The sequence below is a fragment of the Pseudooceanicola sediminis genome, from assembly GCF_003575965.1.
In the GTDB taxonomy this organism is placed as follows: Bacteria; Pseudomonadota; Alphaproteobacteria; order Rhodobacterales; family Rhodobacteraceae; genus Pseudooceanicola; species Pseudooceanicola sediminis.
In genome coordinates, this window is sequence record NZ_QWJJ01000013.1 from 1 (window position 1) to 25,865 (window position 25,865).

Here is a 25,865-nt window from a genome sequence, read left to right on the forward strand (position 1 = left end):
ACCGCCCGGATACCGCCCAGATACCGACGTTGAAACCGATGCGGCTGCCGCCCCCGGCCTCCCCCCTCCTGGCACCGTCTCCGCCGCCCGGATACCGCCGCGATACCGCTTGGCGACCGACCTTGCAGACCGCCGGGCCTTATCTGACCGCGCCCCCGGTGCACCAGATCCCGCCATGGCACACAGCGGTCACCACGCCATCAGGCCACCCCCGGAACCGTCGGGGCCTAAAGGGCCAAGTCCTCTATCCGTATGGGAAATTTCGTCGGGGTATAGCCCGTCGCATGACGAATGGCATTGGCAATGGCCCCGACAGATCCGGTAATCCCGACCTCGCCCACCCCCTTGACGCCCAGCGCATTGACGTAAGGGTCGACCTCCTCGACCGTGATCGTCTCTATCGCCGGAATGTCCGCATGAACCGGGATGTGATACCCGGCCAGATCGTCGTTCAGCACCTTGCCCGACACCGGATCGAACACCGCTTCCTCGTGCAGCGCAAAGGACAATCCCCAGATCATCCCGCCCTCCAGCTGACTGCGCACCATGCGCGGGTTCAGGATACGCCCGGCGGCAAAGGCCCCCACCATTCGCGTCACCAGGATCTGCCCGATGTCGGGGTCGATCGCCACTTCGGCAAACACCGCGCCATGACTGAACATTGCGTACGCCCCGGCATGGGCAGCGTCGCGCTCCCCCACCCCGGTCCCGGCCAACTCGGCCAGCCCGGCGCGGGCCATGATATCGGTATAAGCCTCTCCCACCGTTGGATTATCTGCGCGCAGCAATCGCCCGTCGACGGCCAGAACGCCGCTGTTTCCGGCACCGAACAGCGGCGATTTCGGGTCGCTCAGGGCCAGCTCCGTCAGCTGCTGCACCACGGCTTTTCCGGCCTGCGACAGCGCCGTTCCGGCGGTGGCCGTGTGCCCCGATCCCCCCGCCACCGCCCCATCCGGCAGCACCGAACTGCCCGATCTCAGCACGACATTATCAGGCGAAATCGCCAGTCCTTCGGCCGCCGTCTGTGCCAGAATGGTCCAGGCGCCCTGCCCCATATCCACGCCCGCCACCTCGGCCAGCGCAGTCCCCTCGCCGTGCAAAGTGACCCGCGCCTCTCCGCGATACATGGTGCACATGTACTGCGCCGTCCCCATGCCCCACCCCAGCAACCGCCCCCGTGCATCCCGCATGCTGCGCGCCGCCAATGGTCTGCCCGCCCAGCCGAACGCCGCCGCCCCCTGCGCATAGCACTCGCGTAACGCCTTGGAGGAAAAGGGATGTCCGGTTGAGGGATCGACCTCGGCATAATTGCGCAGCCGGAATTCCAGCGGGTCCAGCCCGACCGCATCGGCGGCGACATCCATCGCCACCTCCAGCGCGGCAGACCCGCTCGCCTCGCCCGGGGCCCGCATCGCCAGCGGCGTACCGATATCGCCCCGCAACCCGGTGTGCGACATGGCCAGGTTCGGCACCGCATAGAGGTGCTGAGAGGCCCGCCCCGCGGGCTCCACGAAATCCTCGAAACTGGAGGTAAGCGCCTGAACCTCATGCGAAAGTGCGGTCAGCCTGCCGTCCTTTCCGACCCCAAGCTTCAGCGCCTGCCGTGTGCCCGCGCGGTGCCCGACTGGCCCGTACATCTGCGCCCGCGTCAGCACGGTCTTGACCGGCCGACCCTGGCTTCGCGCCGCCAGCGCCGTCAGCAGCAGCGCACCATAGACCATCAACTTTGATCCGAAACCGCCGCCAATGAACGGCGTACGCAGGATCACGTCCTCGGCTGCGATCCCCAGATACCCCGCGATCAGAGCCGCCGTCATGACCGGCCCCTGGTTCGGGGTGTTCAGCAGCAGCCGGGCACGCCCCTCCTGCTCGATCCATTCCGCGGCAATGGCATGTGGCTCCATCGCGTTGTGAAATTGCGCTGGTGTCTCAATAGTCGTTTGCGTCACCACGTCCGCATCGGCCAAGCCCTTGGCGACATTCCCGATTTCCTGCGCCGGTGGGGCAAAAAAGCCGACCATCCCGGGGTGCCACGGGGCCGATCCCTCGAACCCGATGCGCGGCGGCTCGGACACATAGCGCGGCGCAAGCAGGCGCGCGCCTTCGGTTGCCGCCTCAAGACTTTCGGCCAGCACCATGGCAATGGCCTGACCGGCATAGCGGATCGTGTCATCCTGCAAGGCCTCCAGCCGGAAATTGAACGGGTGCCGTTTTTCGTCCGGGTGCTGTGCCAGTGCGGGGCGGTTCTGCGGCGTCAGCACCTCGACCACGCCCGGATGCGCCAATGCAGCCGCCACGTTCAGCGCCGCGACCCGCCCGCGTGCAATACCTGCGGCAACCACCACCCCGTACAGCCCGGCAGCAAGTGGGGTATCTGCCGCATAGCGCGCGCCGCCCGTGACCTTGGCCAGCCCGTCGCGCCGCGCCAGGGACTGCCCACCAGTGCCAAAGCGGCGGGGCGCCGCGGCCATGCTGAACCCGTGATCCGCATCAGGCACCTTCGGCCCAAACAACGTGGTCGTATCCTGTTCCATACCGTCAAGCCTTGGATAATGTGTCGAAAACCGACGCAGGCATGGCTGCATCAAGGGGCGCAACACCAACCGTCGCGCGTTCAAAGGCACGCACGACGGTGCGCTTTGCCAGCTCGATCTTGAAACCGTTGTCGCCAGAGGCGGCGGCACCGCTCAGCGCGATCTCGGCTGCCGCGCGAAAGACGTCTGCCGTCGGGGGCCGGCCCCCCATGCAGTCTTCGGCGGCAGTCACGCGCCAGGGCTTTGGCGCCACCCCGCCAAGGGCAAGGCGTGCCGCCAGGATGCGCCCTTCCTTGATCTGGACCGCCGCTGCCGCCGACACCAACGCAAAGGCAAACGAGGTCCGCTCGCGCACTTTCAGGTATCGGCCATGCGCGGCAAAACCCGCCGCCGCTGCCGGAAGGATCAGGCCCGTGATGAAATCGCCCGCCCCCAACTGCGTCCGGCGCTGCGGTGTGTCACCGGGCAGCAACAGAAAATCGGCAAGGGCTACGCGGCGCAACCCCGACGGGCCGACAATCTCGACCATGGCATCCAAGGCGACCAGCGGCACGCAGAAATCCGACGGATGCACGGCGCGACAGGATTCGGACCAGCCGATCACCGCGTGTTCGCGCCCCGCATGCAGACGCGCATCACACTCCTGCCCCCCGTCACGCCGACCACAACCGGCATCCGGGTTGGAAAAATGTGCGCAGCGGGTCTCCTGCAACAGATTGCCCGCGACCGTCGCCATATTGCGAATTTGCGCCGACGCTCCTGACAGCAGCGCCTCGGCCACCATCGGGGAATGGCGCTGCAACAACGGGGACCGGGCCAACGTTGCATTGCGCACTGCCGCCCCGATCCGCAAGTCACCCGCCGCATCCAGCGCAATGTCCTGCAAAGCGGACACGGCGGTCATGTCGACCAGGACATCAGGCGTTCTGGCATGGCTCTTCATGAGGTCCAGCAGGTTCGTGCCGCCGCCATAGGCCATCGCACCGGGACGCCGCAGTGCCTCGGCAGCCTCGGAGAGGGTGCGGGGCCGCAGGAACTGAAAGGGTTTCATGATGCGCTATCCCGTCTGTCCAGAGCGGGCGCGCAGGACCTGGCGGACCGCCGCGATGATACCCGGCTGCGCGCCGCAGCGGCACAGATTGCCGCTCATTCCTTCGCGGACGCGGGCGGTGTCCTCGCCACTCTCCCCCTCGTTCATCAACCCGATCGCGCTGAGGATCTGGCCCGGCGTGCAGAAACCGCATTGCAGGGCATCGTGGTCCAGAAAGGCCTGCTGCATCGGATGCAGTGCCCCCTGCGTCGCCAGCCCCTCAACCGTGACCACCTCGGCCCCCTGCACCGTGACGGCCAGGGTCAGGCAGGCATTCACCCGCACCCCGTCAATCAATACGGTGCAGGCGCCGCACTGGCCGCGATCACAGCCTTTCTTGGCGCCTGTCAGGCCCAGCCGTTCCCGCAACAGATCCAGCAGCGTGACCCGCGGATCATCGAGATCGACGGCGCACTCAGCCCCGTTCAGGGTGAATTTCACCGCCTGGGTCATGAGAACATTGCGACGGACCGCGTGATGCCGTCCGAATGATCCAGGGCAACAAGTGCGTCGTCGACCTCGGCCAGACCGATATGAGCCGAAATCATCTCATCGACCTTCAGCACCCCGGCCTCGTACATCTTCATGTAGCGGGGAATGTCGATACGGAACCGGTTCGATCCCATGGACGACCCCTGCACGCGCCGATCAAAGGTCAGCATGGTGCTGTCGACCGACACCTTTACGCCCTGCGGCAACAGCCCGACGATGGTTGCCACGCCACCGGCCTTTGTCACGTTGAACGCGGCCTCGGCCGTCGCAGCCAGGCCGACGGCCTCGAACGCGTGATCGACGCCGCCTTTGGTCATCTCGACAATCGCCGCCACCTCGGTCCCATCCGCAAGGATTGCATCGGTGGCGCCATAGCCCAGGGCGGCCTCGGCCTTGGCCGGTGAACGATCAACGGCGATGATGCGCCCGGCCCCGGTGATCCGCGCGGCCTGGATCGCGCTCAGGCCGATGCCGCCACAGCCGATCACGGCCACCGTTTCACCGGGGCGCACCTGGGCGGTGTTGAAAACGGCCCCCATGCCGGTGGTGATGGCGCAGCCCATGATCGCGGCAACGTCCATCGGGATGTCACGGTCGATCCTGACAAGCGCGCGTTCGTGTACCAGCATCATCTCCGAAAACCCCGAAAGATTGACGAACTGCGACACCGGCTTGCCCTTGCGGGACAGACGCGGGCGGGCACCTTCGCTTCGCTGCAAGCCGCCGCCGATGCAGATGTTGGGGCGCCCCTTCAGACAGTTTTCGCATTCGCCGCAGAATGGCGTCAGGCAGCCGACGACGTGATCACCGGGGCTGAGGTAACTGACCTGAGAGCCGACCTTTTCCACCACGCCGGAACACTCGTGCCCGAGCACCAAGGGCAACGGAAAGCTTGACCATTTGCCCTGCCGGAAATGCAGATCGCTGTGACACAGCCCGCAGGCACAGGTGCGCACCAGAACCTCGTGTTCCTGCGGCAGATCGACGTCCAGGTCGTCGATCAGTTCCTGGGCGTGACCGGTCTCGTTCAGAATGAGGGCTTTCATGGCAGGTCTTTCACGTAGTACGGATTGCGCGGCCCAACCTTCGGGCCGCGCCAACAAACAGGGTTACTGAAGGCCGGGAAAGGCAATGCGCTCTTCGTAGGGCTTCCACTGGTCGATGGTCTCAGCCGTCCATTCCGGCACGTTTTCAGGCGTGAAAACGACCGTCTCGGCAGGCTTGTCCACCTTGCCTTGCAGGATATCGGCCACCCACATCGACAGGTCGTAGCCGACCTTCACCGGCTCCATGTCCCAGCTGGCGTCGATCAGCCCCTGCTTGATCCCCGCCTGTGCAAAGGCTTCGCCGTTGATGCCCGTCACGATGATGTCGCGGCCCGCAGATTTCGCGGCCAGCCCGGCGCCCAGGGCCGGACCGTCACCGGATGTCCAGATCGCGGTCAGGTTGGGAAAACGGGTCAGCAGGTTTTCCGCGATCGGACGCGCGGTCGCGGAATCGTCGGGGATCGCGCGTTCCTCGGCCACGATTTTCAGGTCGGGGCAATGCGCCTGCATGGTTTCACGCGCCATGTCCCAACGCGGCGACAACGTGGGCAATTCGATGGTCTTGATCAGTGCCACCTCGCCCTTGCCGCCCGTGGCCTCGCACAGGTAGTCGCCCGAACGCACCCCCTGTTCCGCCGACGGAATATCGGCCTGCACCACCAACGCGTCAAAGCCCGGCGTGCCGCCGATGCCGAACACCGGAATGCCCGCGGCCTCGGCGCGCTTCAGCGGGGCCAGCACCGCGTTCGGATCGCCCGCCACGTTGATCACCAGCGCGTCGACGCCCTCGGTCACGAACTGGTCGATCTGCGACACCTGCTTGTTGATGTCGAGCATTGCATCCAGGAACTTGTATTCGATACCGCGCTCTTTCAAACCGGCGGCGACGCCTTCGTATTGCGCGCGCGCAGCCGGAATGGCGTAGTTCGCGCCCAGGATCCCGACAACGAAAGGCTCGTCCGCCTGCGCGCTGCCCAGGCTTGCCGCGAAACCGGCAGTCGCCAGCGCTCCGCTGGCCATAAGGGTCTTGAGGTAGCTCATGTGATCTTGCTCCGTGTTGGTGAATGCGGGCTCTGCCCTGCGTTGGTTATTGAAAAGTCTGCTTATTTCGCGCGAATGCGATCCAGGGCGATGGCTGCGATCAGCACCGCGCCGGTCGCGATGCCCTGCCAATAGGATGGGACGCCCGCCAGGGTGATGCCGTTTGCCAGCACGCCAAGGAACAGCACCCCGATGGCCGAACCGCCGATATTGCCTGACCCGCCAGCAAAGCTCGCGCCGCCCAGCAGCACCGCCGCCGCCGCCGACAGCTCCAGCCCGAGGGCGGCACTGACCGGCTGAGAAGACGTCAGCCGCCCTGTCAGCATGATGGCCGATACCCCGGCACAGGCGGCGGAAATGCCGTAAACCGCGACGCGCACGCGGGCGACATTGATCCCGGCCAATCGCGCAGCCGTCTCATTCCCGCCGACCGCATAGACGGAGCGGCCGAAGCGCGTCCATCGCATGACCGCATAGCCCAGCAGACCGATCAGCACGGCCAACACGACGGGCACGGGCAGGCCGAGGACAACGCCATCCCCCACCCATTGCACCGGATCCCACATGAAGGTCGACGCAGGGACGCCATTTGAAATGACCAGGGCCGCACCGCGCAGCAGCTGCATCATCGCCAGCGTAACCACGAAAAAGTTGAAACCGCCGTAGGCAATCAGCCCTCCGTTCACGACCGCACCCAGGATCGTACAGGCCGCAATCGTCAGGAAAATCGCCGGCCAAGCCCCCACACCCGAGGTCAGAAGCTCGGCGAGGAAGACGCCGCCGAGGGCGGTCATGGAACCGACGGACAGGTCGAGACCCTGGCTGATGATCACGAAGGTCAGCCCGACCGCCGCCACGAACATCACCGAATTGGTCCGCAGGATATTCATGATGTTATTGTATTTGAGGAAGTTTTCCTGGGTCAGCGACAGGAACACGATCAGCGCGACCAGCGCCGCCCCGACGCCGGCGTAGCGGCGCAGCAACGTCGGAAACGACGTCGGTATCTTGTCGGTATCTGAGGAGTTTTCCGCGGCGGTCATCATGGCTTCTTTCGCTGTGTCATGGGGGCTGAGGTGTGCACGGGGGTCAGGCCGCGCCGATCAGGTGCGCGCCCGACGCCCAGTAGGCGAGTGTTTCCTCGCGCGCGTCGCGCGCCGGAATGTCGGCAACGATCTGGCCCTGGAACAGCACCAGGATCCGGTCGCAGACCCCGATCAGTTCCTGCAATTCGGACGAGGCGATCATCAGGCCCATGCCGCCCCGCACCAGGTGCGCGATCTGGGCATAGATATCCTCCTTGGCGCCGACATCGACACCACGGGTCGGCTCGTCCAGCAGCAGCAGGTCGGGCGTGATCGCCAGCTCGCGCGCGATCAGCACCTTTTGCTGGTTGCCGCCCGACAGCTCGGACACCGCCTGCCGCGGGTCGGCGGTGCGCACCTTGAGCCCCTGCGTGCCCTGCGCGTAGGCCGCCCGGTCGATGCGTTCGCTGATCGGGGCCAATACAGGCAGCGCCGCGACCCGGGACAGCCCGGCATTGCGATACAGCGACCAGTGCATCACCAGCCCCTCGCCCTTGCGATCTTCGGGGACATAGCCGACGCCCAGCTGACGCGCCTGGCGTGGAGAGCGGATGCGCACCGCCTTGCGGTTCAGGAACATCTCTCCCGCCTCCATCGGTCTGACGCCGGCAATCGTGCGCAGCAGCGCGCTGCGCCCGCTGCCCACCAGCCCGGCCAGGCCGACGATCTCGCCCCGGTTCACCGTCAGGTCGATGGATTTCAACGGCCCGCGCGCCACCCGCACCATGCGCAACAGCGCATCTCCCTGCGCGACGCTGGCCTTGTGCCAGTAGGATTTCAGATCGCGCCCGACCATCATCGACACCAGTTCATGTTCGTCGGTTTCCGATAGCTTGCGGGTGCCGATGTACTGACCATCGCGCAGCACCGTCGCGCGGTCGGCATGTTCCATGACCTCGGTCATGCGGTGCGAGACGAAGCCGATCGCGGTGCCGGCGGCGCGCAGGCGCGAGAGCAGGGCAAACAGCGTCCGGGTGTCTGCCTCGTCCAGCGAACTCGTCGCCTCGTCCAGCAACAGAACCTGCGGGCGGTCGGCCAGCGCCTTGGCAATCTCGACCATCTGCCGGCGCCCCAGGGACAGGGTGGACACCGCCACGCGGGGGTCGATATCCAATTGCAGCTCGGCCAGGATTTCGGCCGCGCGCCGGTGGGTTTCGCGCCAGCTGACGCCGCCCGCACGTCGCGGCAAGCGGCCCAGAAAGATGTTTTCACCCACCGTCAGCGCCGGTGCCAGCTGTGGTTCCTGGCTGACCACGGCGATCCCCCTGGCGCGCGCCTCGGCCGGGGTCAAACCGACCAGATCACGCCCGTGCAGGGTGATGGTTCCTGCATCGGCGGGTTGCGCCCCGGCCAGGATGGTCAGCAGCGTCGATTTTCCCGACCCGTTTTCGCCCATCAGCGCATGGATTTCGCCGGGATAGAGCACCGCCTGCGCGTTATCCAGCGCGACTGTCGGGCCAAAGGTCTTGCGGATGCCGGTGGCCGTGATCAGCGGGTCCGCCTGTGTCGAAAGGCCGGAATTCGGGAGATCGCTGTTCATGATTTCTTGATACCGCCGTCCAGAGAGATGATTTCGCCGGTCATGAAATCCGACCCGCTGCCAGCCATGAACACGGCCAGGGGGCCGATTTCGTCGGCCTGCCCGACGCGGCCCAGCGGTGTTTCGGCACTGATCGCCTGCATCACCTCCGGCACCGCCAGCAGATGCGCGTTGATGTCCGTCGCAAAGGCCCCCGGCGCGATGGCATTGACCGTCAGCCCCGGCGCCCATTCCCAGGCAAGTGTCTTGACCATCGCGTTCAGCGCGCCCTTGCTGGCCGCATAGGCGACCCAGCCTGCCGAGCCGCGAATGCCGATGTCGGACGAGGTCGCGATCAGCTTGCCCGACCCGCGGACCAGCATCCGCGCCCCGAAGGCGCGCAGGGTGGCAAAGCTGCCAAGGACGTTGGCCTCAACGATCCGGCGCATATCGGCATCGGTCGTGTCGGTCGCCGGTTTGGTCAGGCTGATCCCGGCATTGGCAAAGACCGTATCAACCGGGCCATTTGTCCATATCTTTTCGGCAAAGTCGTCGACGTCATTCGCGTCGGTGATATCAAGGGCATGTGTTTCGCAAGCCCCGCCGATTTCGGTGACTGCCGCCTTGGTCATTGCCAGCGCAGCCAGGTCGCGCCCGGTGACAATGACCGTCGCCCCTTCGGCAGCGAGGGCAACCGCCATTGCGCGGCCCAGGCCACGGCTGGCGCCCGTCACGACAATTCGCTGTCCATTGAGAAGAGGCATTCCGTCGATCTCTTGCAAGGGGGCATCCGTTTGCCCGATCTGGTCAGGGCGGAATTGGGATGCGGTTTAGCAAGAGCTTCCTGCAATATGTCCGTACCAGTCAAAAGTTAAATAATAATTTTGTCCATATATATTTGCGGCCCGGTGCCTGCGCCTAATTCCGCAGCATCGGGCAGCTCAGGCCGCCGGCCTGCCCGCAGCCGCGCGCGCCATCGGCAGGCCGAGGCACAGCAGGCCCGCCGCCGAAACCGCGTATTCCACACCCCAGCCCGCCGTTGTGTGCAGCGGCGCCATCATCGCGATGCCCAGCCCACCCCAGAGCACACGCACCGGCCAGGACAGCGGGGTGCGGGCATGGCCGACCAATGCGCCGGTGACGAGGATCAGCGCGGCGGTCGCGCTGACAAAGACATAGCCGACGTCCCAGGCCGTTCCGCGCATCAGGATCGCGGGCTTGTAGATGAACAGGAAGGGCAGCAGGTAGGCGATCCAGCCAAAGCGAAAGGATTGCAGCCCCGTCTGGATCTGCGACGCCCCCGAAATCGACGCAGCCGCAAAGGCGGCCATGGCGATCGGCGGCGTGATCATCGACAACATGCCGTAGTAGAACACGAACATATGCGCGCGCAGGTCCGGCACGCCCAGTTGCACCAGCGCGGGCGCGGCCAGCGACGCCAGCAGCAGGTACACCCCCGAGGTCGGCAGGCCCAGCCCCAGCACGATGGCGACCAGCCCGGTCAGGATCAGCAGGCCGAACAGGTTGTCCTGGCCAAAATCCATCAGGAAATAGCTGAGGGCGAAGCCGAGGCCGGTCACCGACAGCAGGCCGATGATCATGCCCGCCGCCGCCGTGATCAGCAGGACATCGCAGGTTGTGCGCCCGGTGCGGACCACCGCCCGCAGCAGATCACGCCCCGACAGCCCCCCGAGGTTTGCGGCGTTGGCCACGAGGCCGAGCGCGGAAATGGCGAAGACGGTCCAGACGGCGGCGGTTTCGGCGCGCATCCTGAACTGAAAGATCAGCACCAGCAGGAGGACAAAGGCGACCACGGCAATCCAGCCGCGCCGCAGGATCGTCAGGACCGGCGCGCGCTCGGTGTCCTCGAGCGAGGCGATCCTGTCGCGCCGGGCGATAAAGTCGATCTGGGTGAAGATCGAGATGTAGTAGAGCGCGGCGGGCAGCAGGGCCGCGATCAGGATCTCCCGGTAGGGGATTTGCAGGATCTCGGCCATCAGGAACGCCGCCGCGCCCATGATCGGCGGCATCAGCTGACCGCCGGTCGAGGCGACCGCCTCGATCGCGCCGGCCTGCTCGGGGCGAAAGCCCGCGCGTTTCATCAGCGGTATGGTCATGACGCCGGTGGACATGACGTTCGACACGGCAGAGCCGGAGACGGAGCCCATCAGCGCCGAAGCCCCGACCGCGACCTTGGCGGCATTGCCGGGCCCGTTCCCCGCGGCCTTGAGCGCGAGCTGGGTGAAGAAGTCACCGCCCCCGACGGCGACCAGGATGCCGCCGAACAACACGAAGACCACGACGATGAACGCGGCAATCTGTAGCGCCTGCCCCCATGTCGCGGTGCTGTCGGCCCCCAGGAACTGCATGACTTCCAGAAACGGGATGGGCCGCCCGACGATGGCCTGCGGGGCGTGATCGGCAAACAGGGCATAGCCCAGAACCGCGACGAAAATGACCACCAGCGTCCAGCCAACTGCGCGGCGCAACCCCTCAAGCACGAGGCCGGTGACAAGGATACCCAGCACCGCGGTTTCGGTCGGACGGGTGTATTGCCCCTCGGCCAGCACCGGGAACCGCAGAAAGACCCAGATCGCGACGGCGCCTGCCACCAGAGAGAGCAGGCCGTCCACCACCGCTGCCCCCCGCGACCTGTCGGAGATGCCCTTGAGATAGATCACCGACAGGGCGGCGCCCAGCATCACCCCGGCAATCTGTTCGGGATAGATCAGCAGCCCGACACGCTGGGGAAGCGACAGCACCCAGACGACGGCCAGAGCCGGCGTGGCAAAACACAGGACGTTGGCATAGATCTCGGCACTTCGGCGGCGGACATTGTCGGGCATGGCAGGTTTCACGGTCATGTTGGGGCACAAGGAGTCATCCCGGGCCCGCAGCAGCACCCACTGGCGCCAGCGCTGCGGACCCGAAACCGCAGGGCGGTGTCAGTCGGCGGGCCAGATGCCGACGCTCTTGTAATAGGCGACCGCGCCGGGGTGGTACTCCAGCTTTTGCGCGCTTGCCAGGCTGGTGGGGTCATAGGTCGCCCAAAGCGGCCCGTTCGCCTTCAGCTCCGCTTCGCCTTCGTACAGGGCCTTGGCCACCTTGGAGATGATCTCGTCCGAGACGTCGGCATTGGCGAACAGCATGTAGGGATAGCTGAACGTCAGGGTGCCCGACGAAATGCCGGGCATTTCCTTTGCCCCGTCCCAGGCGGTCAGGCCGGTGCCGGGCAGGACCTTGTCCAGCGCAACCCCGTCCCCCTCCTTCATCGTCAGAAAGGTGACGCCGCCGACGGCTGCTTCGATGTCATAGGTCGCCTCCGATCCGACGGTCGCGATGGTCACATCCGTCAGCCCGTCCTTGATCGCCTGGAACATCGCGGGAAAGTTCGCCGTCGGCACCGGGGTCACATCGTCATAGCCGAGGTCGGCCGTCGCCAAGGCCGCCTTGAGGACGTAATCGCCCAGTGATCCGTCCGCGAACTTGGGAACCTTCTTGCCTGCAAGCCCGCCGATATCGCTGATCCCGAGGGTGCTGGCCACCAGAAGGCCAACGTCAAAGGGGATCAGCGTCGCGACCATCTTGAGGTTGGGCATCGGCTGACCTTCGGACATGCCCTCGCCCAGAACGGCAAAGCTGGCCTGCGGCAGGTTGGCGATGCCCAGCTCCATGCGGCCCGCGTCGACCAGCGGCAGGTATTGCGAGGTATTGCCCATGGCCTGCGGCCGCACCAGCAGGTCCGATCCGTCAGAGATGACGGCGGCCAGCGCATTCGACAATTGCGCGGTGGCGCCGCCCTTGGTGGTGCCGATGGCAACGGTCTGGGCCAGCGCGGCACCAGAGGCGAACACCGTCAGGGCCGTGGCCATGGCGAACGTGCGGAAATTGGGTGTGATGAACATCTTCGGTCTCCCGGATAAGGGCCGCGCCGGAGCGAGGCAGCGGCATGAAAGGGGCCCGCCGCGGAAGGGGACGCGGCGGGCCGGGGATCAGTCACATTTGTCGGCTGGGGCTTCGGCGAACTTGGTCCATTCGCCGCCTGTCACCTCGATCACGTAACCGGGCAGTTCGGCGTCATGGCCGACAAAGCAGATATTGTCACCGACAATCCCGTTGAACGACACGCCTTCCATGGCCGCGGCGAGCTCGGCGCGCTCCTCGTCCAGCTTGTCCTCGTCGCCCGTGACGCCGGTCTGTTCCATCAGCTGCTTGAGCAGGTAGACGCCGTCATAGGCCTGCGCATCGGTATGGTGCGCGCCCAGCTTGTGGATGCCCTTGTCCTCCAGCTGCGACAGGAATTCCGTGTTGAAGGTCGAGGCCGCGTCGGTCCGTCCCGGCCAGAACCCGGCCACGACCAGCGTGCCCTCGCCCTCGGGGCCGAACAGCTCGACGATATTGGGGTCGGCAAAGATCTGGCTGCCGATGACCCGGCCCTCGTATCCCTGGCGGCGCAGCTCCTTGATGACCTTGGAGGCACTTTGCGGCAGGCCGGCAACGGCAACGACATCGGGGTTCTTCTTCATGATCGTCGCGACCTGCGCCGACACGTCAAAGCTCTTGAACTGAACCGGGATCGGTTCGCCCACCTCGATACCCGCCTCCTTCATCAGGGCCGGGTACAGCTGCGTGCCCGCGCTGTTGGCGACAACCTCGTCGGAGACATAGACGATTTCGGCGGTCTCGTGCGGGATGTCGGAGGCGGTCAGCGCGGCCAGAAGGCGGCCGAACTGCTTGCTTTCGTCCTCGGTCAGGCGCCAGCCGTATTTGCTGTCGTCCGTCAGACCGGGGGCCGAGGCCGCCGTCGGGATCATCAGCACCTTGAAGCGGTCGGCGTCGTTCAGCGCGACGCGCGCCTCGCCCGACGAGAACGGCCCGAGGATGGCGAGAACGTCATCATCCTGGATCAGCTTGCGCGCGCCGACCGAGGCCTGGCGCGGGTCAGAGCCTGAATCAAAGCGGATCAGTTCGATCGGTTTGCCGTTGACGCCACCGGCATCGTTGATTTCCTTTACCGCGATATCAAAGGCGGTCAGCGCGCTTTCCCCGACGCTTTTCAAAAAGCCCGAGCTGGCAACGATATTGCCGATCTTGATTGTCTCTCCGGCAAAGGCGGGCAGCGCCGCCATGATCGCAACGGCCGACAACAGTGTGGTACGCAATTTCATCTTGGTCTCCATGTTGGATTTATTGTTTTTTTGCTTGGTTGGACCGGGTGCGGATCAGGCCGCCCCCAGGTAGGCTTCGGCAAGGTGCGGGTTTGCCGCCAGTTCGGCGGCAGGCCCGGACAGCATTTCGCGCCCCAGTTCCAGCACGACACCGCGTGCGGCAACCTCCAGCGCCATATGCGTGTTCTGTTCCACCAGCAGGATCGAGATCCCGTCGCGGTTCAGCTCCCGGATCAGGTCGAACAGCTTTTCCACGAACAGCGGCGACAGGCCCAGCGATGGCTCGTCCAGCATGATCAGCCGGGGGCGGGACACAAGCGCGCGCCCCAGGGCCAGCATCTGCTGTTCGCCCCCCGACAGGACGGTCGCCTTCATGTGCCGCCGTTCCGCGAGGTTGGGAAACCGGTCATAGATCGCGGCAAGGTCGCCATGCACGGCGTCGTCGCGGCGCATGTACCCCCCCATCAGCAGGTTTTCCTCGACCGTCATCGACACGAAGATCTGCCGGCCTTCGGGCACCAGCGCCATGCCACGGGCCACCCGCGCAGCCGGCGTCAGCGTGGTCATGTCCTCTCCGTCGAACAGGATCTGCCCGCCCTGCGGTTTGCGTGCGCCATGCAACGCCCGCAAGAGCGAGGTCTTGCCCGCGCCATTTGCGCCCAGGACGGTCACGATCTCGCCCTGGGCCACGCCGAAGGAAACCCCCTGAACCGCCCTTGTGCGGCCATAGGTGACCTCGAGATCCCTGACTTCAAGCAACATCGCTCGCCTCCGATTTGTCTGAATGGCGCGGGCCCAGGTAGGCCTCCAGCACCAAGGGATCGCGCTGCACCTCGGCGGTCGGACCATCGTAGATCTTGCGACCAAAGTTCAGCACGACCGCGCGCGTGCACAGCGACCGCACCAGTCCCATGTCGTGTTCGACCACCAGCAGCGTCACCCCACTGGCCGAGATCCGGTCGAGGAAGGCCATCAGCTCCTCCGTCTCGGCCCCGTTCAGCCCGGCTGCGGGTTCGTCCAGCAGCAGCAGCCTGGGGCGCGCGGCCAGGGCGCGCACCAGCTCGATCTTCTTGCGGATGCCATAGGGCAGGGTCGACACGTCCTGCCCCGGCATGACCTCGATGCCCATCTCGGCCAGCAGCGCCTCCGCCTCGGCCCGCGCTTTCGATCGGCCAAGGAACGACAGCGGCGCCAACAGCCCACCGGGGCGATCGGCGCGCGAATGCTGCCCCAGCATGACGTTTTCCACCACGCCAAGGTGCGGCATCAGGCGGATGTTCTGAAAACTGCGCGCCATGCCGAACCCGATGCGCTGGCGGCTGGGCACGGTGTCGATCAGCTGCCCGCCCAGGCGGACATGGCCGGCATCCTGGCGATAGACCCCGGACAGCAGGTTGAAGATCGTCGTCTTGCCCGCGCCATTGGGACCGATCAGCGCCAGCCGGCCCCCCTGTTCCAGCGTGAAACTGACGTCATCGATCACCTTCAGCCCCCCGAAGGAGATCGACAGGTTCTCGACCGACAAAAGGGGTACGGTGCTCATGCCTCGGCCTCCTTCTGGGTCGCGTTGGAGGAACGGCGGCGGAACGGATGCGACAGCCGTTCGACCAGCTGCCGCGTCACCAGCCCTTCGGAGCGGAACACCATCATCAGCACGGTCACGACACCCAGCAGCACGAAACGCCAGCTTTCGTCAGGCGGCGTCACCGCGCCCTCGACCCCGAACACCGACATAACCGCGACCTTCATCTGCGGCAGCAGATTGCGCAGCAGTTCCGGAACCAGCGTAAAGAACGCAGCCCCCACCATCGGCCCCCACGGCGTTTGCGCCCCGCCCAGCAGCACGTACAACAGCACGTAGATCGATAGGGCGGAATTGAAGGTCTGCACTTCGACATAGGTATAGGCATGGGCGTACAATCCGCCCGACAGCCCGGCCAGCCCGGCGCCAAGGGCAAACATGGCGACACGCACCATGCGCACATCGACGCCCATCAGGTCCGAAACCACGTCGTCGTCATGCACCGCGCGCACGACCAGCCCCAGCCGGGTCGACATGATGTAGAAACAGATCAACGCCGCCACGACGGCCCCGGCAACGGGCACGGGCCAGTCGATATAGTCGGGCACAGGCAGCCCCATCGCCCCGCCGAGCGCATCCGAGTTGATGATGATCCCCACCACCACCTCGGCAAAGGCAAATGTACCGAGCACCAGATACACACCCTTCAGCCGCAGTATCGGAAAGGCGAAGGCAAAGCCGATCAGCCCTGTCACCAGGATCGATGCCGGGATCGTCACGTACAGCGGCATCCCCATTTCGGCCGACAGCCAGGCGGCGGAATAGGCCCCGATTGCCTGAAACCCGGCCCCGCCAAGGTTCAGCTGGCCGGTGGCGACCGCCAGGAAGATCCCGTAGGCAAAGACGATATTGATCGCCAGGATCGTGATGATCCCGATCCAGTAACCGCTCATCACAATTTCCCCTTGCCGATGGCATTGTGGCCGAACAGGCCCTGTGGCCGCATCAGCAGCGTGACCAACAGCGCGCCCCAGACGGCGACCTGCACCGCATCCGCGCCGAAAAAGTGGATCGTCAGCATCTCGACCAGCCCGACGATGATGCCGCCCGCGACGGCCCCCCAGAGCGAACCGAGGCCACCGACGACCATCCCCGCGATGGCCTTGGAGCCGATGTCTTCGCCCATCTGCGGGCTGACTTCGCCGTAGTTCACCGCGAACAATGCCCCCGCAAGGCCGCACAGCAGCCCCGTCAACATGAAGACGACCGGTACGATCCTGTTCGGTTCGACCCCCAGGATCGACGCCGCATCGGGGTTTTCCGCGATGGCGCGCAGCCCGCGCCCAATCCGGGTGGATTTCATCATCCAGACCAGCCCCAGGATCAGCAGCATGACGATGGCAAAGCTGACAAGCTGCGGAATGCGTACGAAAATACCGCCAATCTGCGCCGTCAGATCAGACGACGGGCCGGGAAAGCGCTGTGAATCCGACCCATAGAAAATCCGGATGAGGTTTTCGAGGATCAGCAGAAACCCGAGGGACGACACCAGCGGAATGGCATGTTCGGTGGAATCGCCGTGGCGGGTGCGCATGTAGCGAAACGTGAAACGTTCGACCAGCAGCGAACACAGGACCGAGGCCAGCCCCCCGACGGCCAGTGCCAGCGGCCAGGCCAAAGGTCCGCTCAGCCCGAATGGCAGCCCGAAATACGCCAGCCCCCAGCCCACCATCCCCGCCACCATGAACAGCGTCGGGATCGTGAAGTTGAGAAAATTCAGGATGCTTATCGTCAGCGTAAAGGCGACCGCAACTGTCACATAGACGGACCCCACCATCAGGCCGTTCACGATCTGCTGGACTAGCAACATTGGGCAGCACCCAGGTTGCTGTAAGTTTCGGTATACATATCACGCTCTCAATTTAATTTGGACTGGACAAATTTGAACATCAAAAAGCGGCATCGGTCCAGCCACTCTTCGGCGCAGGACAAAAACATTTCTGACTCTGCCGGGTATATTTGCCCTAATATTGGGCAAAATGCGTCGAAATCAGCGTTTTGCGCAGAATTTTTGAGAGTTGCGGCCTGGATCTAAGCGTCGCCATCTATCCTGCAACCGCGCCTCCACGGTGGATTGGCGGGCTCGACTGCATTTTCAAAGTTGATTTGTACTGACAATATGTGCACATTTGAGCCTGAAATTACGGAACGCACATCACCTCGGAAGGAAGCGAATCGCGATGACACACAGCAAAGACGCAAGGTCGCGACGGGTAATCGTCGTCGGCGCGGGTCCGGTCGGCCTGGTCGCGGCATGTTCCCTGGTCGAAGAAGGCATCCCGGTCACCATCATCGAAAAGACGCCCGACCTGCCCGAAGACCTGCGTGCCTCGACCTTCCATCCGCCGACCCTCGACATGCTGGACCGGTTCGGCGTCACCGAGGGGTTGATCGAACGTGGTCTTGTCTGCCCGCACTGGCAGTTCCGGGACCGCGAGGAAGGTGTCGTCGCGACCTATGACCTCGGGGTGCTGAAGGACGACACCAACCACCCCTACCGCCTGCAATGCGAACAATGGAAGCTGACGCAGGCGCTGCGCGACCTGCTTGAGGCCAGCGACCTGGCGGAACTGCTGTACAATCGGCGCGCCACTGCGCTGTCGCAGGACGACGACGGCGTGACCCTGACCGTCGAACACGACGATGGCCGCGTCGAAACGATGGCTGCCGACTACGTGATCGCGGCGGATGGTGCGCATTCGGCGCTGCGCAAGACGCTTGAGATCCCGTTCGAAGGCATGACCATACCCGAGATATTCCTGTCGATGTCGACCGAGTTCGACTTTCAGCAGGCGATGCCCGACCTCGCCCCCATTGCCTATCTGACCGACCCGCGGGAATGGGCGGTGCTGCTGCGCACGCCCAGCCTGTGGCGCGTCCTGCTGCCCACCGACCCCGACATGAGCGAGGCCCAGATCAAGGACCCGGCGCTGATGGAGACCCGCCTGCAAGCGCTGTGCCCCAAGGATACGCCCTATGAAGTCGTTCACGCCACCGCCTACCGCGTGCACCAGCGCGTCGCGCAAACCTATGTAAAGGGGCGCGTTTTCCTGGCCGGAGATTCGGCGCACCTGAACAATCCGCTGGGCGGCATGGGCATGAACGGCGGCGTGCATGACGCGGTCAACCTGGTAGACAAGCTGGCCCGTGTCTGGCGTGGAGAGGCCGCGCTCGACCTGCTCGACCTTTATGACCAGCAGCGCCGCAAGGCCTGTATCGACACGGTGCAATCCCAGTCGATCCGCAACCGTCGCATGATGGCCGAAACCGACCCCGCCGCCCGCGCCGCCTATCACGACGACATGCGCGCCGTGGTGGCCGACCCCGTGCGGCACCGCCAGTTCATGCTGCAATCGTCGATGATCCAATCCCTGCGCGACGTCGAAGCGCTCGCCTGACCCCTGCCCGTGAGGACCCCCAAAATGACCGACAGCCTTGGCTACCGCATGAAATTCGGCGTGATCGCGCCCTCGACCAACACCTCTGTCCAGCCGGAATTCGACGACATGCGCCCGGTTGGCGTGACCAACCACTTCTCGCGTATCGTCATCCCCGACGACCCGGTGCATTCGGACGAGGATTTCAACGAACTGGTGATGCGCATCCGGGCCGAGACGATGAACGCCATCGACGCCGTCAAGACCTGCTCACCCGATGCCATGATCATGGGCATGTCCGCCGAAACCTTCTGGGATGGCAAGGACCGCGCCGACAGCCTCAAGGCCGAGGTCGAGGCCCGCGCCGGCATGAACGTCGCCATGGGATCGGACGCCTGCCAGAACGCGCTGAAATGCTTTGGCGACGTCAAGCGCATCGCGGTCGTGACCCCCTACATGCCCATCGGCGACGAACAGGTGCGCAAGTTCTTCACCGACTGCGGGTACGAGGTCGTCACCGTGAAAGGCCTGAAATGCACCAGCCCGATGCTGATCGCGCATGAAACCGAAAAGACCCTGCGCGACGCCATCAACGAGGTGAACGACCCCTCGGTCGAGGCCATCGTGCAGGCCGGCACCAACCTTGCCATGGCCCGCGTCGGCGGGATCGCCGAATTCTGGCTGGATAAGCCCGTCATCGCGATCAACACCGCCACCTATTGGCACGCGCTGCGCATGAACGGCATCCAGGACAAGGTGCAGGGCTACGGCTCGTTGCTCAGCCACTACTGACGCTTGCGGGCAGCGCCCCTGCCCGCCCCTCATCCCTTCAGATCAAGAGACCGCCATGCACTACGACTTCGTCCCCCTTCCCGACCGAAACCCCCTGATCTGGCCGAACGGCAAGAAGCTGGCGGTGATCCTGACCACCAACCTTGAATACTGGGATCAGGAACGCGACGATCCCGCGCCCTACTACCCCGGTGGCCCCGGCATCGTCGGCGGCACGCTGGGCGGCGATGTCTATGACAACCCGAACTGGACATGGCGCGAATATGGCCAGCGCGTCGGCGTCTGGCGCATGTTCGATGTCTTCGCAGCCGAAGGCGTGCCGACCTCCTGCACCATGAACGCCAAGATGGGGCTGGAACGGCGCGCCGTGATCGATGCCGCCGTTGCCCGTGGATACGAGGTGATCCCCCATAACTATGTCCAGTCCGATCTGCTGACCGATTTCGCCAAGGACAAGGAAAAGGAACGCGCCGTCATCCGCGAAACGCTGAAGGTCTATGCGGATGTCGTCGGCAAACCCGCCAAGGGCTGGCTGTCTTCCTCGCTGCGCTCTACCCTCAACACCGCAGACATCCTGGCGGAAGAGGGGCTGACCTTCTTCACCGACCTGCTCAACGACGACCAGCCCTACATGATCCAGACCGAAAGTGGCCGACCGCTGGTCTCGATCTCCTATACCTCCGAGGTCAACGATTTCACCGTCTTCATGCGTCAGGGCATGGACGTCGACGGCGCCGCGCGGGTGTTCCAGGAACAATTCGACTGGCTGCGGCAAGAGGCGACGGACAGCGGTTCGGGCCGGTTCATGAACATCGGCCTGCACCCCCATGTCATCGGTCAGCCATTCCGGATCCGCGCGATCCGTGATTTCATCCGCTATGCCAAGCAATTCGACGACATCTGGTTCGCCACCCGCGAAGAGCTGGCGGACTGGTACGCCGAAAACCACGCGTCGCACATCGGATAAGACCGCGCGAAAGGGACCGCATGACGGACAGGGAAACGGAAATGGACGCCGACGCACTGGCCCAGATGAAACCGGCCGATCGCGCCTATCATGTGATCCGCGCCGCGATCCTGTCCGGCGAATTGCGCCCCGGCGCCCATCTGGCGGAAAACCAGCTGGCCGAGATGTGCAATTCCTCGCGCACCCCCGTGCGCGAGGCGCTGCAACGCCTGACCGCCGAGGGGCTGGCCCTGTCCGAACGGCGCAGCCGTTTCGTGGCCAATTTCTCCTACGAGGAAGTCTCGGTCGTGTTCGAGCTGCGGGCCCGGATCGAATCCTACCTGGCCCGGATCGCCGCCCGCAAGATCACGACCGAGGAGATGGCGCACATGCAGGACCTGATCCTGCGCATGGACGCCGAGGAGGCCCGCGACCCGATCATCTTTCACGATCTGAACACCCAGTTTCACGACGCCATCCTGCGCGCCACGCGCTCGGCGCAGTTGCGGTCGGTCACGCGGCAGGTCTTTGCCCTGCCCCTGGTCACGATCAAGCGCGCCTATTGCGATCAGCCGATTGATTCATCCCGCTCGAATGCCCAGCACCGCGATATCCTCGCGGCCTTTCGCAACCGGGACGAGGCCTGGGCGGAATCCGCGATGATGGGGCATATCCTGTCTGCCAAACCCACCCGCCCGCAGGACGACTCGCCCGAGGCGACGGCGCGCCAAAATGCCGAAGACGCCCTGACACGGGCGATGGCAAACAGCCTCGGCACCCCTGCGCACGGCGGCTTTTTCGGAGATCCCAAATGACATCCACCACCCGCCCGCTTGGCGGCAAGACCGCCATCGTCACAGGCGCTTCACGCGGCCTTGGGCGCGAAATGGCGCTGGAACTGGCGCAGGCCGGGGCAAATCTGGTTCTGTTGGGTCGCACCGACGGCGCCGCCTTGCAAGACGCGCGCGCCCAAGTTGCGCAACTGGGTGCCGAAACGCTGGCGCTGGCCTGCGACGTGGCCGACCCGGTGCAATGCCAGGCCGCCGTGACCGCAGCGATTGACCGCTTTGGCGCGATTGACGTGCTGATCAACAATGCCGGGATCGGGATGCGCGCGATTTCCGAAACCTTCAATACCGTCCCGACACGCTTTTGGGACGCCACGCCGGAGGCCTGGGCCGCGATCATCGCCGCCAACGTCAATGGCCCCTTCAACATGGCGCGCTTTGCCACGCCGCAGATGCTGGCGCAGGGCGCGGGCAAGATCATCAATATCTCGACCTCCGATCAGACCATGGTGCGGCGTGGCTATGCGCCCTATGGCCCGTCCAAGGCCGCGCTCGAAGCCGCCTCGCGCGTCTGGGCGCAGGATCTCGACGGCACCGGCGTCACGGTCAATGTCTACCTGCCCGGCGGCGCGGCGGACACCGATCTGCTCCCCCCGTCGGCGCAGAAAAAGGGGGCCGACGGCAATCTGCTCTCGGCCGCGATCATGCGCCGCGCCATCGTCTGGCTGTGTGGCGCGGGGTCCGACGGCGTCACCGGCGCGCGTTTCATCGCCCGCCACTGGAACCCCGACCTGCCTGATGCCGAGGCCGCCGCCGCCGCCCGCTGCCGCCATGTCGACAAGCCGGAAATCATGTAATGGTCGCCCTCGGCCCCCATGCCAGTGTCGAACGGGTGATCGACATCGACCCGTTCCGACTGCCGCTCGACTTCCTGTTCCCCGACGCGCAGCTCGGCACGCTGGCCACGGCGCGCGGCTGGCTGGCCCCGCATCACGTCGATTTCGACCGGGCCGAGGTGCTTTTGGGCGTGCAGAGCCACCTGTTGCGCATCGGCGGTCGCGTGATCCTGATCGACAGCTGCGTCGGCGAACACAAGCACCGCCCCAACCGTGCCGACTGGCACATGCGCGCCGACACCGGCTATCTGGCCCGGCTGGCCGCGCACGGCGTCACGCCCGCCGATGTCGATGTGGTCTTCTGCACCCACCTGCACGCCGATCACGTCGGCTGGAACACCCGGCTTGAGGATGGCCGCTGGGTGCCGACCTTTCCCAACGCCCGCTACCTGGTGGGCAGGACCGAGCTGGCCCACTGGCAAACCCACGCCGCGGCCAACCACGGTGCCTTCACCGACAGTGTCGCCCCCCTGCTCGAGGCCGGCTGCGTCGACGTCGTGGACGATGGCGCGGACCTCGGCGGCAAGATGCAGCTGGCGCCCGCCAGGCTTGACGCAACCGACCTCAGTGGCCATTCGCCCGGACAGCTCGGCCTTGTCGTGCAGGGCGGGGGCACACGCGCGATCTTTTGCGGCGATGCCATCCACAACCCGGCGCAGCTGGTGCGGCCCGACTGGACATCGCAGTTCTGCCATGACCGCGCCCTTGCGGCCCGCACGCGGCGTCAGCTGCTGCAAGACGCCAGCGATACCGGCAGCTACATCATCCCCGCGCACCTGCGGCACGCCATGGCGTTCCGCCCGCTGCCCCGGCATGACAACGGGCACGACACATGGCAGCCGCTATGGCTTCAGGATTGACCGCGGTTCCGGCGAATACGCATCTTGTAACTCAGCTGCTCGGCCGGGTGCCAGTTGCACGACGTGATCAGAACCCCTTCGGACGTCCGGTAGCGGCGCAGCAATTGCAGCGCGATGGCACCCGGGGCCAGGCCCAGCAGCCTTTGCGCGGCCTCGGGCATCGGGGCGGCGCTGATCTCCTGCTCGCATTCGTCGATCGGCACCACCGAATGGCTCTCAAGCAGGTTGAAGAACGGGCCGTTATAGTCCTGAAACTGCGGCACCAGATGGGCGAAGGCCGCCGGAACATAGCTCTGGATATAGGCCAGCGGCCGCCCCCCCGGACGGGTCCAGCGGACACCGTTCACGCGGGTCCATGCCTCGCCCGGCTTGCCGCCGACAATCTGCGCCAGCGCCTTGTCCAGTGTAATCACCTCACTGCCCAGCACGACATAGTAGGTTTCCACCGCAACCTGGAACAGCTCCTGCAGGCTGTCGAAGGTCTGGCTGTAGCGCACCTGCGGCTGGGTCGAAATCACCCGCGTGCCAAGGCCCTGACGACGCTCGACAAAACCGTTGTCCGTCAGGTTGCGCAGCGCCTCACGGACGGTAAAGCGCGAGGTGTCGAATTCCGCCGAAAGCTCCACCTCGGTCGGCATCAGCGACCCGATCGGATAGGTGCCGTCGCGCAGCCGCGTTTCCAGAATGCGCTGGATGCGCGCATAGCGCGGCCCTGCCCCCTCACCACCGGAGGTCAGTTTATCAGACGAATTTCCGGACATCAGCGCCTCGTACCTTGCAATGGCCTACCTCTACCTGCTGCAACCTACAGGAGTCTCTGCTTATTTTGACCATTTAGTCCAGCCTGTCCCCTTTTCCTGCACAATCTTGAACACGCGCGCCCAATAGATATGGACATTTAAATATCGCCATGAAATATTTGAACGGACAAGGGGTGACCACCATCCCGTCGTCACCGGAAACACGATAATGCCTGCGCCTCTCGCCTCTTCTCGCCGCATTGCGCGCCGCGCCTCCTCCTACGGCACACGTGGGCGGCTCGGGCTGATCACGCCGCCCACCAATACCGTGAACGAGGCGGAATGGGCGCGCATGATCCCGATGGGGGTCACCAGCCACAGCCACCGGATGCGTCTGCACGCCGACACGACCAGCCCGGCGGGCCTGCAATCCCTGCATGATGACCTTGATGCCGCGATTGCCATGCTGGCGGCGGCTGACGTCGACGTGGTGGCCTATGCCTGCACCGCGGGGTCGATGATCACCCCTGCCGCTGCCTTGCCCAATGACCTGACGGCGCGCAACCAAATCCCCGTTGTCACCACCGCCGCCGCGATCATCGATGCGCTCACGGCCCTCGGCGCGACCCGGATCAGCGTGGCCACCCCCTATCACGATGCCCTGAATGACCACGAGGCGCACTTTCTGGCCGATCACGGCATCGAGGCGCTGTCGATTTCGGGCCTCGGCCTGGGGGCAAACGGCCCTGCGGAATATTCGCTGATCGCGCAGACACCTCTGGATCAGGTGATGGCCCACGCGCGCCGCGCCTTTGTCCACGGGTCCGATGCCCTGCTCCTCTCGTGTACCGACTTCCCGACGCTGCCGATCATTCCCGCGCTTGAGGCGGAACTGGGCGTACCGGTCGTGTCCTCGAACACCGCGACCCTGTTTGCCGCCCTGAACGCAGCGGGCCTGACAGGCGAAAAAATAACCGGAGCCGGGCGCCTGCTGTCCGGCGCATTCACCTGATCAGGAGCAGTCCCCATGGCCAACCCCGCACTCCGACAAAAGCTCACCTCGGGCGACTTCATCCTCGCTCCCGGTGTCTTCGACCTGATCTCGACCCTGATTGCGGATCGCGCCGGGTTTCCCGCGCTCTACGTCACCGGCTACGGCACCGTTGCCTCTCACCTCGGGCTGCCGGACGCGGGCCTTGCCACCTATACCGAAATGCTGGGCCGCATTTCCCAGATGGTGAAACGGGCTGACACCCCGATCATCGCCGATGCCGACACCGGCTATGGCGGCCTGCTGAACGTGCGCCACACCGTGCAGGGGTATGAGGACGCGGGCGTCACCGCCATTCAGATCGAGGATCAGGAGTTTCCCAAGAAATGCGGCCATACCCCCGGCCGCCGTGTCGTCGCGATGCAGGATATGGTGCGCAAGGTCGAGGTCGCGGTCGACAGTCGCCGCTCGGATGATTTCCTGATCATCGCCCGCACCGATGCCCGCACCACCCTCGGCCTTGACGAGGCGATCCGCCGGGGCAAGGCCTATGCCGCCGCCGGGGCCGACATCGTCTTTGTCGAAAGCCCGGAATCCCCCGAAGAGATGCGCCGCATTGCCGACGAGATCGACCGCCCCCTGATGGCCAACATGGTCGAAGGCGGCCGCACCCCGATCCTGACCGCCGAGGCGCTGGCCGATCTGGGCTATGCCCTCGCCATTCACCCTGCCACCGGCTTCCTCGCTGTCGGTGCGGCGCTGACGGCGGCCTACGCCGACCTGCTGGCCCATGGCGAAACCACCGAGGCGATCCCGATGCATTCCTTTTCCGATTTCAACACCCTTGTCGGGTTCGAGGACGTCTGGGCCTTCGAACGCCGTTTTCCCGAAATCGACTGACCAGACACCGCTCCGACA

Annotated in this window: 24 protein-coding genes; 8 read left to right on the forward strand and 16 right to left on the reverse strand. The window is 65.1% G+C overall.

Annotated elements, in window-relative coordinates:
• Positions 1–227: 227 nt before the first annotated feature.
• The 15 genes from DL237_RS14400 to DL237_RS14470 all read right to left on the reverse strand — a co-directional run bounded on the left by DL237_RS14400 (position 228) and on the right by DL237_RS14470 (position 17,367).
• On the reverse strand, positions 228–2,534 hold the full coding sequence (locus tag DL237_RS14400; RefSeq protein WP_233545012.1) for a xanthine dehydrogenase family protein molybdopterin-binding subunit: 2,307 nt from the start codon (positions 2,532–2,534) through the stop codon (positions 228–230).
• A 4-nt stretch (positions 2,535–2,538) separates the two neighbouring features.
• The gene (locus DL237_RS14405) at positions 2,539–3,585 is read right to left on the reverse strand and encodes an FAD binding domain-containing protein (protein WP_119399788.1); all 1,047 of its coding nucleotides are present in this window, start codon (positions 3,583–3,585) and stop codon (positions 2,539–2,541) included.
• 6 nt (positions 3,586–3,591) lie between these two features.
• On the reverse strand, positions 3,592–4,077 hold the full coding sequence (locus DL237_RS14410; RefSeq protein WP_119399789.1) for a (2Fe-2S)-binding protein: 486 nt from the start codon (positions 4,075–4,077) through the stop codon (positions 3,592–3,594).
• Complete coding sequence (locus tag DL237_RS14415; RefSeq protein WP_119399790.1) at positions 4,074–5,162, reverse strand: Zn-dependent alcohol dehydrogenase; 1,089 nt, start codon at positions 5,160–5,162, stop codon at positions 4,074–4,076. Before DL237_RS14415 ends, DL237_RS14410 begins: the two co-directional genes overlap by 4 nt.
• Before the next feature lie 63 nt (positions 5,163–5,225).
• The gene (locus DL237_RS14420) at positions 5,226–6,203 is read right to left on the reverse strand and encodes a sugar ABC transporter substrate-binding protein (protein ID WP_119399791.1); all 978 of its coding nucleotides are present in this window, start codon (positions 6,201–6,203) and stop codon (positions 5,226–5,228) included.
• Between the two features lie 62 nt (positions 6,204–6,265).
• Complete coding sequence (locus DL237_RS14425) at positions 6,266–7,246, reverse strand: ABC transporter permease (RefSeq protein ID WP_158585653.1); 981 nt, start codon at positions 7,244–7,246, stop codon at positions 6,266–6,268.
• Between the two features lie 46 nt (positions 7,247–7,292).
• Positions 7,293–8,828 (reverse strand): sugar ABC transporter ATP-binding protein, encoded by a 1,536-nt coding sequence (locus DL237_RS14430; RefSeq protein ID WP_119399793.1) that lies wholly within the window; start codon positions 8,826–8,828, stop codon positions 7,293–7,295.
• The gene (locus DL237_RS14435) at positions 8,825–9,571 is read right to left on the reverse strand and encodes an SDR family NAD(P)-dependent oxidoreductase (RefSeq protein ID WP_119399794.1); all 747 of its coding nucleotides are present in this window, start codon (positions 9,569–9,571) and stop codon (positions 8,825–8,827) included. Before DL237_RS14435 ends, DL237_RS14430 begins: the two co-directional genes overlap by 4 nt.
• 177 nt (positions 9,572–9,748) lie before the next feature.
• Positions 9,749–11,653 carry a TRAP transporter permease gene (locus DL237_RS14440; RefSeq protein WP_158585654.1) on the reverse strand — a complete coding sequence of 635 codons (1,905 nt, stop codon included), beginning with the start codon at positions 11,651–11,653 and terminating at the stop codon, positions 9,749–9,751.
• A 99-nt stretch (positions 11,654–11,752) separates the two neighbouring features.
• Positions 11,753–12,712, reverse strand: coding sequence for a TAXI family TRAP transporter solute-binding subunit (locus DL237_RS14445; protein WP_119399796.1), 960 nt, complete (start codon positions 12,710–12,712; stop codon positions 11,753–11,755).
• An 87-nt stretch (positions 12,713–12,799) separates the two neighbouring features.
• Positions 12,800–13,975, reverse strand: coding sequence for an ABC transporter substrate-binding protein (locus DL237_RS14450; protein ID WP_158585655.1), 1,176 nt, complete (start codon positions 13,973–13,975; stop codon positions 12,800–12,802).
• Positions 13,976–14,029: 54 nt separating this feature from the next.
• On the reverse strand, positions 14,030–14,737 hold the full coding sequence (locus DL237_RS14455) for an ABC transporter ATP-binding protein (protein WP_119399798.1): 708 nt from the start codon (positions 14,735–14,737) through the stop codon (positions 14,030–14,032).
• Positions 14,727–15,518: an ABC transporter ATP-binding protein gene (locus DL237_RS14460; RefSeq protein ID WP_119399799.1), complete on the reverse strand. Its 792-nt coding sequence runs from the start codon at positions 15,516–15,518 to the stop codon at positions 14,727–14,729. Before DL237_RS14460 ends, DL237_RS14455 begins: the two co-directional genes overlap by 11 nt.
• On the reverse strand, positions 15,515–16,450 hold the full coding sequence (locus DL237_RS14465; protein ID WP_119399800.1) for a branched-chain amino acid ABC transporter permease: 936 nt from the start codon (positions 16,448–16,450) through the stop codon (positions 15,515–15,517). The genes DL237_RS14460 and DL237_RS14465 overlap by 4 nt, the downstream gene beginning before the upstream one ends.
• Entirely contained in the window at positions 16,450–17,367 is a 918-nt protein-coding gene (locus DL237_RS14470; RefSeq protein ID WP_119399801.1) for a branched-chain amino acid ABC transporter permease, read from the reverse strand. Before DL237_RS14470 ends, DL237_RS14465 begins: the two co-directional genes overlap by 1 nt.
• A gap of 370 nt (positions 17,368–17,737) precedes the next feature.
• On the opposite strand from DL237_RS14470, the gene DL237_RS14475 reads away from it, so the two are divergent.
• The 6 genes from DL237_RS14475 to DL237_RS14500 are packed head-to-tail and all read left to right on the forward strand — an operon-like array spanning position 17,738 to position 23,216.
• Positions 17,738–18,955, forward strand: a complete 1,218-nt coding sequence (locus tag DL237_RS14475) for an FAD-dependent oxidoreductase (RefSeq protein WP_119399802.1) — start codon at positions 17,738–17,740, stop codon at positions 18,953–18,955.
• A gap of 24 nt (positions 18,956–18,979) precedes the next feature.
• Positions 18,980–19,726: a maleate cis-trans isomerase family protein gene (locus DL237_RS14480; protein ID WP_119399803.1), complete on the forward strand. Its 747-nt coding sequence runs from the start codon at positions 18,980–18,982 to the stop codon at positions 19,724–19,726.
• 55 nt (positions 19,727–19,781) lie between these two features.
• Positions 19,782–20,693, forward strand: a complete 912-nt coding sequence (locus DL237_RS14485; RefSeq protein ID WP_119399804.1) for a polysaccharide deacetylase family protein — start codon at positions 19,782–19,784, stop codon at positions 20,691–20,693.
• Positions 20,694–20,713: 20 nt separating this feature from the next.
• The gene (locus tag DL237_RS14490; protein ID WP_119399805.1) at positions 20,714–21,487 is read left to right on the forward strand and encodes a GntR family transcriptional regulator; all 774 of its coding nucleotides are present in this window, start codon (positions 20,714–20,716) and stop codon (positions 21,485–21,487) included.
• Positions 21,484–22,317, forward strand: a complete 834-nt coding sequence (locus DL237_RS14495; protein ID WP_119399806.1) for an SDR family NAD(P)-dependent oxidoreductase — start codon at positions 21,484–21,486, stop codon at positions 22,315–22,317. The genes DL237_RS14490 and DL237_RS14495 overlap by 4 nt, the downstream gene beginning before the upstream one ends.
• Positions 22,317–23,216, forward strand: coding sequence for an MBL fold metallo-hydrolase (locus DL237_RS14500; protein WP_119399807.1), 900 nt, complete (start codon positions 22,317–22,319; stop codon positions 23,214–23,216). The genes DL237_RS14495 and DL237_RS14500 overlap by 1 nt, the downstream gene beginning before the upstream one ends.
• Here the strand turns inward: DL237_RS14500 and DL237_RS14505 are convergent.
• Complete coding sequence (locus DL237_RS14505; protein ID WP_119399808.1) at positions 23,207–23,977, reverse strand: GntR family transcriptional regulator; 771 nt, start codon at positions 23,975–23,977, stop codon at positions 23,207–23,209. The genes DL237_RS14500 and DL237_RS14505 overlap by 10 nt on opposite strands.
• Positions 23,978–24,185: 208 nt before the next feature.
• Between DL237_RS14505 and DL237_RS14510 the strand changes: the two genes are divergently transcribed.
• Together DL237_RS14510 and DL237_RS14515 are read left to right on the forward strand one after the other, a co-directional pair.
• Entirely contained in the window at positions 24,186–24,968 is a 783-nt protein-coding gene (locus DL237_RS14510) for a maleate cis-trans isomerase family protein (RefSeq protein ID WP_119399809.1), read from the forward strand.
• Positions 24,969–24,983: 15 nt separating this feature from the next.
• Positions 24,984–25,847, forward strand: coding sequence for an isocitrate lyase/PEP mutase family protein (locus DL237_RS14515; protein WP_119399810.1), 864 nt, complete (start codon positions 24,984–24,986; stop codon positions 25,845–25,847).
• The last annotated feature ends 18 nt before the right edge of the window (positions 25,848–25,865 follow it).

Bases quoted from the DNA above. Each gene is read 5' to 3' on its own strand.
- DL237_RS14400 (WP_233545012.1), bottom strand. From the start codon at position 2,534: ATGGAACAGGATACGACCACGTTGTTTGGGCCGAAGGTGCCTGATGCG.
- DL237_RS14405 (WP_119399788.1), bottom strand. From the start codon at position 3,585: ATGAAACCCTTTCAGTTCCTGCGGCCCCGCACCCTCTCCGAGGCTGCC.
- DL237_RS14410 (WP_119399789.1), bottom strand. From the start codon at position 4,077: ATGACCCAGGCGGTGAAATTCACCCTGAACGGGGCTGAGTGCGCCGTC.
- DL237_RS14415 (WP_119399790.1), bottom strand. From the start codon at position 5,162: ATGAAAGCCCTCATTCTGAACGAGACCGGTCACGCCCAGGAACTGATC.
- DL237_RS14420 (WP_119399791.1), bottom strand. From the start codon at position 6,203: ATGAGCTACCTCAAGACCCTTATGGCCAGCGGAGCGCTGGCGACTGCC.
- DL237_RS14425 (WP_158585653.1), bottom strand. From the start codon at position 7,246: ATGACCGCCGCGGAAAACTCCTCAGATACCGACAAGATACCGACGTCG.
- DL237_RS14430 (WP_119399793.1), bottom strand. From the start codon at position 8,828: ATGAACAGCGATCTCCCGAATTCCGGCCTTTCGACACAGGCGGACCCG.
- DL237_RS14435 (WP_119399794.1), bottom strand. From the start codon at position 9,571: ATGCCTCTTCTCAATGGACAGCGAATTGTCGTGACGGGCGCCAGCCGT.
- DL237_RS14440 (WP_158585654.1), bottom strand. From the start codon at position 11,653: ATGCCCGACAATGTCCGCCGCCGAAGTGCCGAGATCTATGCCAACGTC.
- DL237_RS14445 (WP_119399796.1), bottom strand. From the start codon at position 12,712: ATGTTCATCACACCCAATTTCCGCACGTTCGCCATGGCCACGGCCCTG.
- DL237_RS14450 (WP_158585655.1), bottom strand. From the start codon at position 13,975: ATGAAATTGCGTACCACACTGTTGTCGGCCGTTGCGATCATGGCGGCG.
- DL237_RS14455 (WP_119399798.1), bottom strand. From the start codon at position 14,737: ATGTTGCTTGAAGTCAGGGATCTCGAGGTCACCTATGGCCGCACAAGG.
- DL237_RS14460 (WP_119399799.1), bottom strand. From the start codon at position 15,518: ATGAGCACCGTACCCCTTTTGTCGGTCGAGAACCTGTCGATCTCCTTC.
- DL237_RS14465 (WP_119399800.1), bottom strand. From the start codon at position 16,450: ATGAGCGGTTACTGGATCGGGATCATCACGATCCTGGCGATCAATATC.
- DL237_RS14470 (WP_119399801.1), bottom strand. From the start codon at position 17,367: ATGTTGCTAGTCCAGCAGATCGTGAACGGCCTGATGGTGGGGTCCGTC.
- DL237_RS14475 (WP_119399802.1), top strand. From the start codon at position 17,738: ATGACACACAGCAAAGACGCAAGGTCGCGACGGGTAATCGTCGTCGGC.
- DL237_RS14480 (WP_119399803.1), top strand. From the start codon at position 18,980: ATGACCGACAGCCTTGGCTACCGCATGAAATTCGGCGTGATCGCGCCC.
- DL237_RS14485 (WP_119399804.1), top strand. From the start codon at position 19,782: ATGCACTACGACTTCGTCCCCCTTCCCGACCGAAACCCCCTGATCTGG.
- DL237_RS14490 (WP_119399805.1), top strand. From the start codon at position 20,714: ATGACGGACAGGGAAACGGAAATGGACGCCGACGCACTGGCCCAGATG.
- DL237_RS14495 (WP_119399806.1), top strand. From the start codon at position 21,484: ATGACATCCACCACCCGCCCGCTTGGCGGCAAGACCGCCATCGTCACA.
- DL237_RS14500 (WP_119399807.1), top strand. From the start codon at position 22,317: ATGGTCGCCCTCGGCCCCCATGCCAGTGTCGAACGGGTGATCGACATC.
- DL237_RS14505 (WP_119399808.1), bottom strand. From the start codon at position 23,977: ATGTCCGGAAATTCGTCTGATAAACTGACCTCCGGTGGTGAGGGGGCA.
- DL237_RS14510 (WP_119399809.1), top strand. From the start codon at position 24,186: ATGCCTGCGCCTCTCGCCTCTTCTCGCCGCATTGCGCGCCGCGCCTCC.
- DL237_RS14515 (WP_119399810.1), top strand. From the start codon at position 24,984: ATGGCCAACCCCGCACTCCGACAAAAGCTCACCTCGGGCGACTTCATC.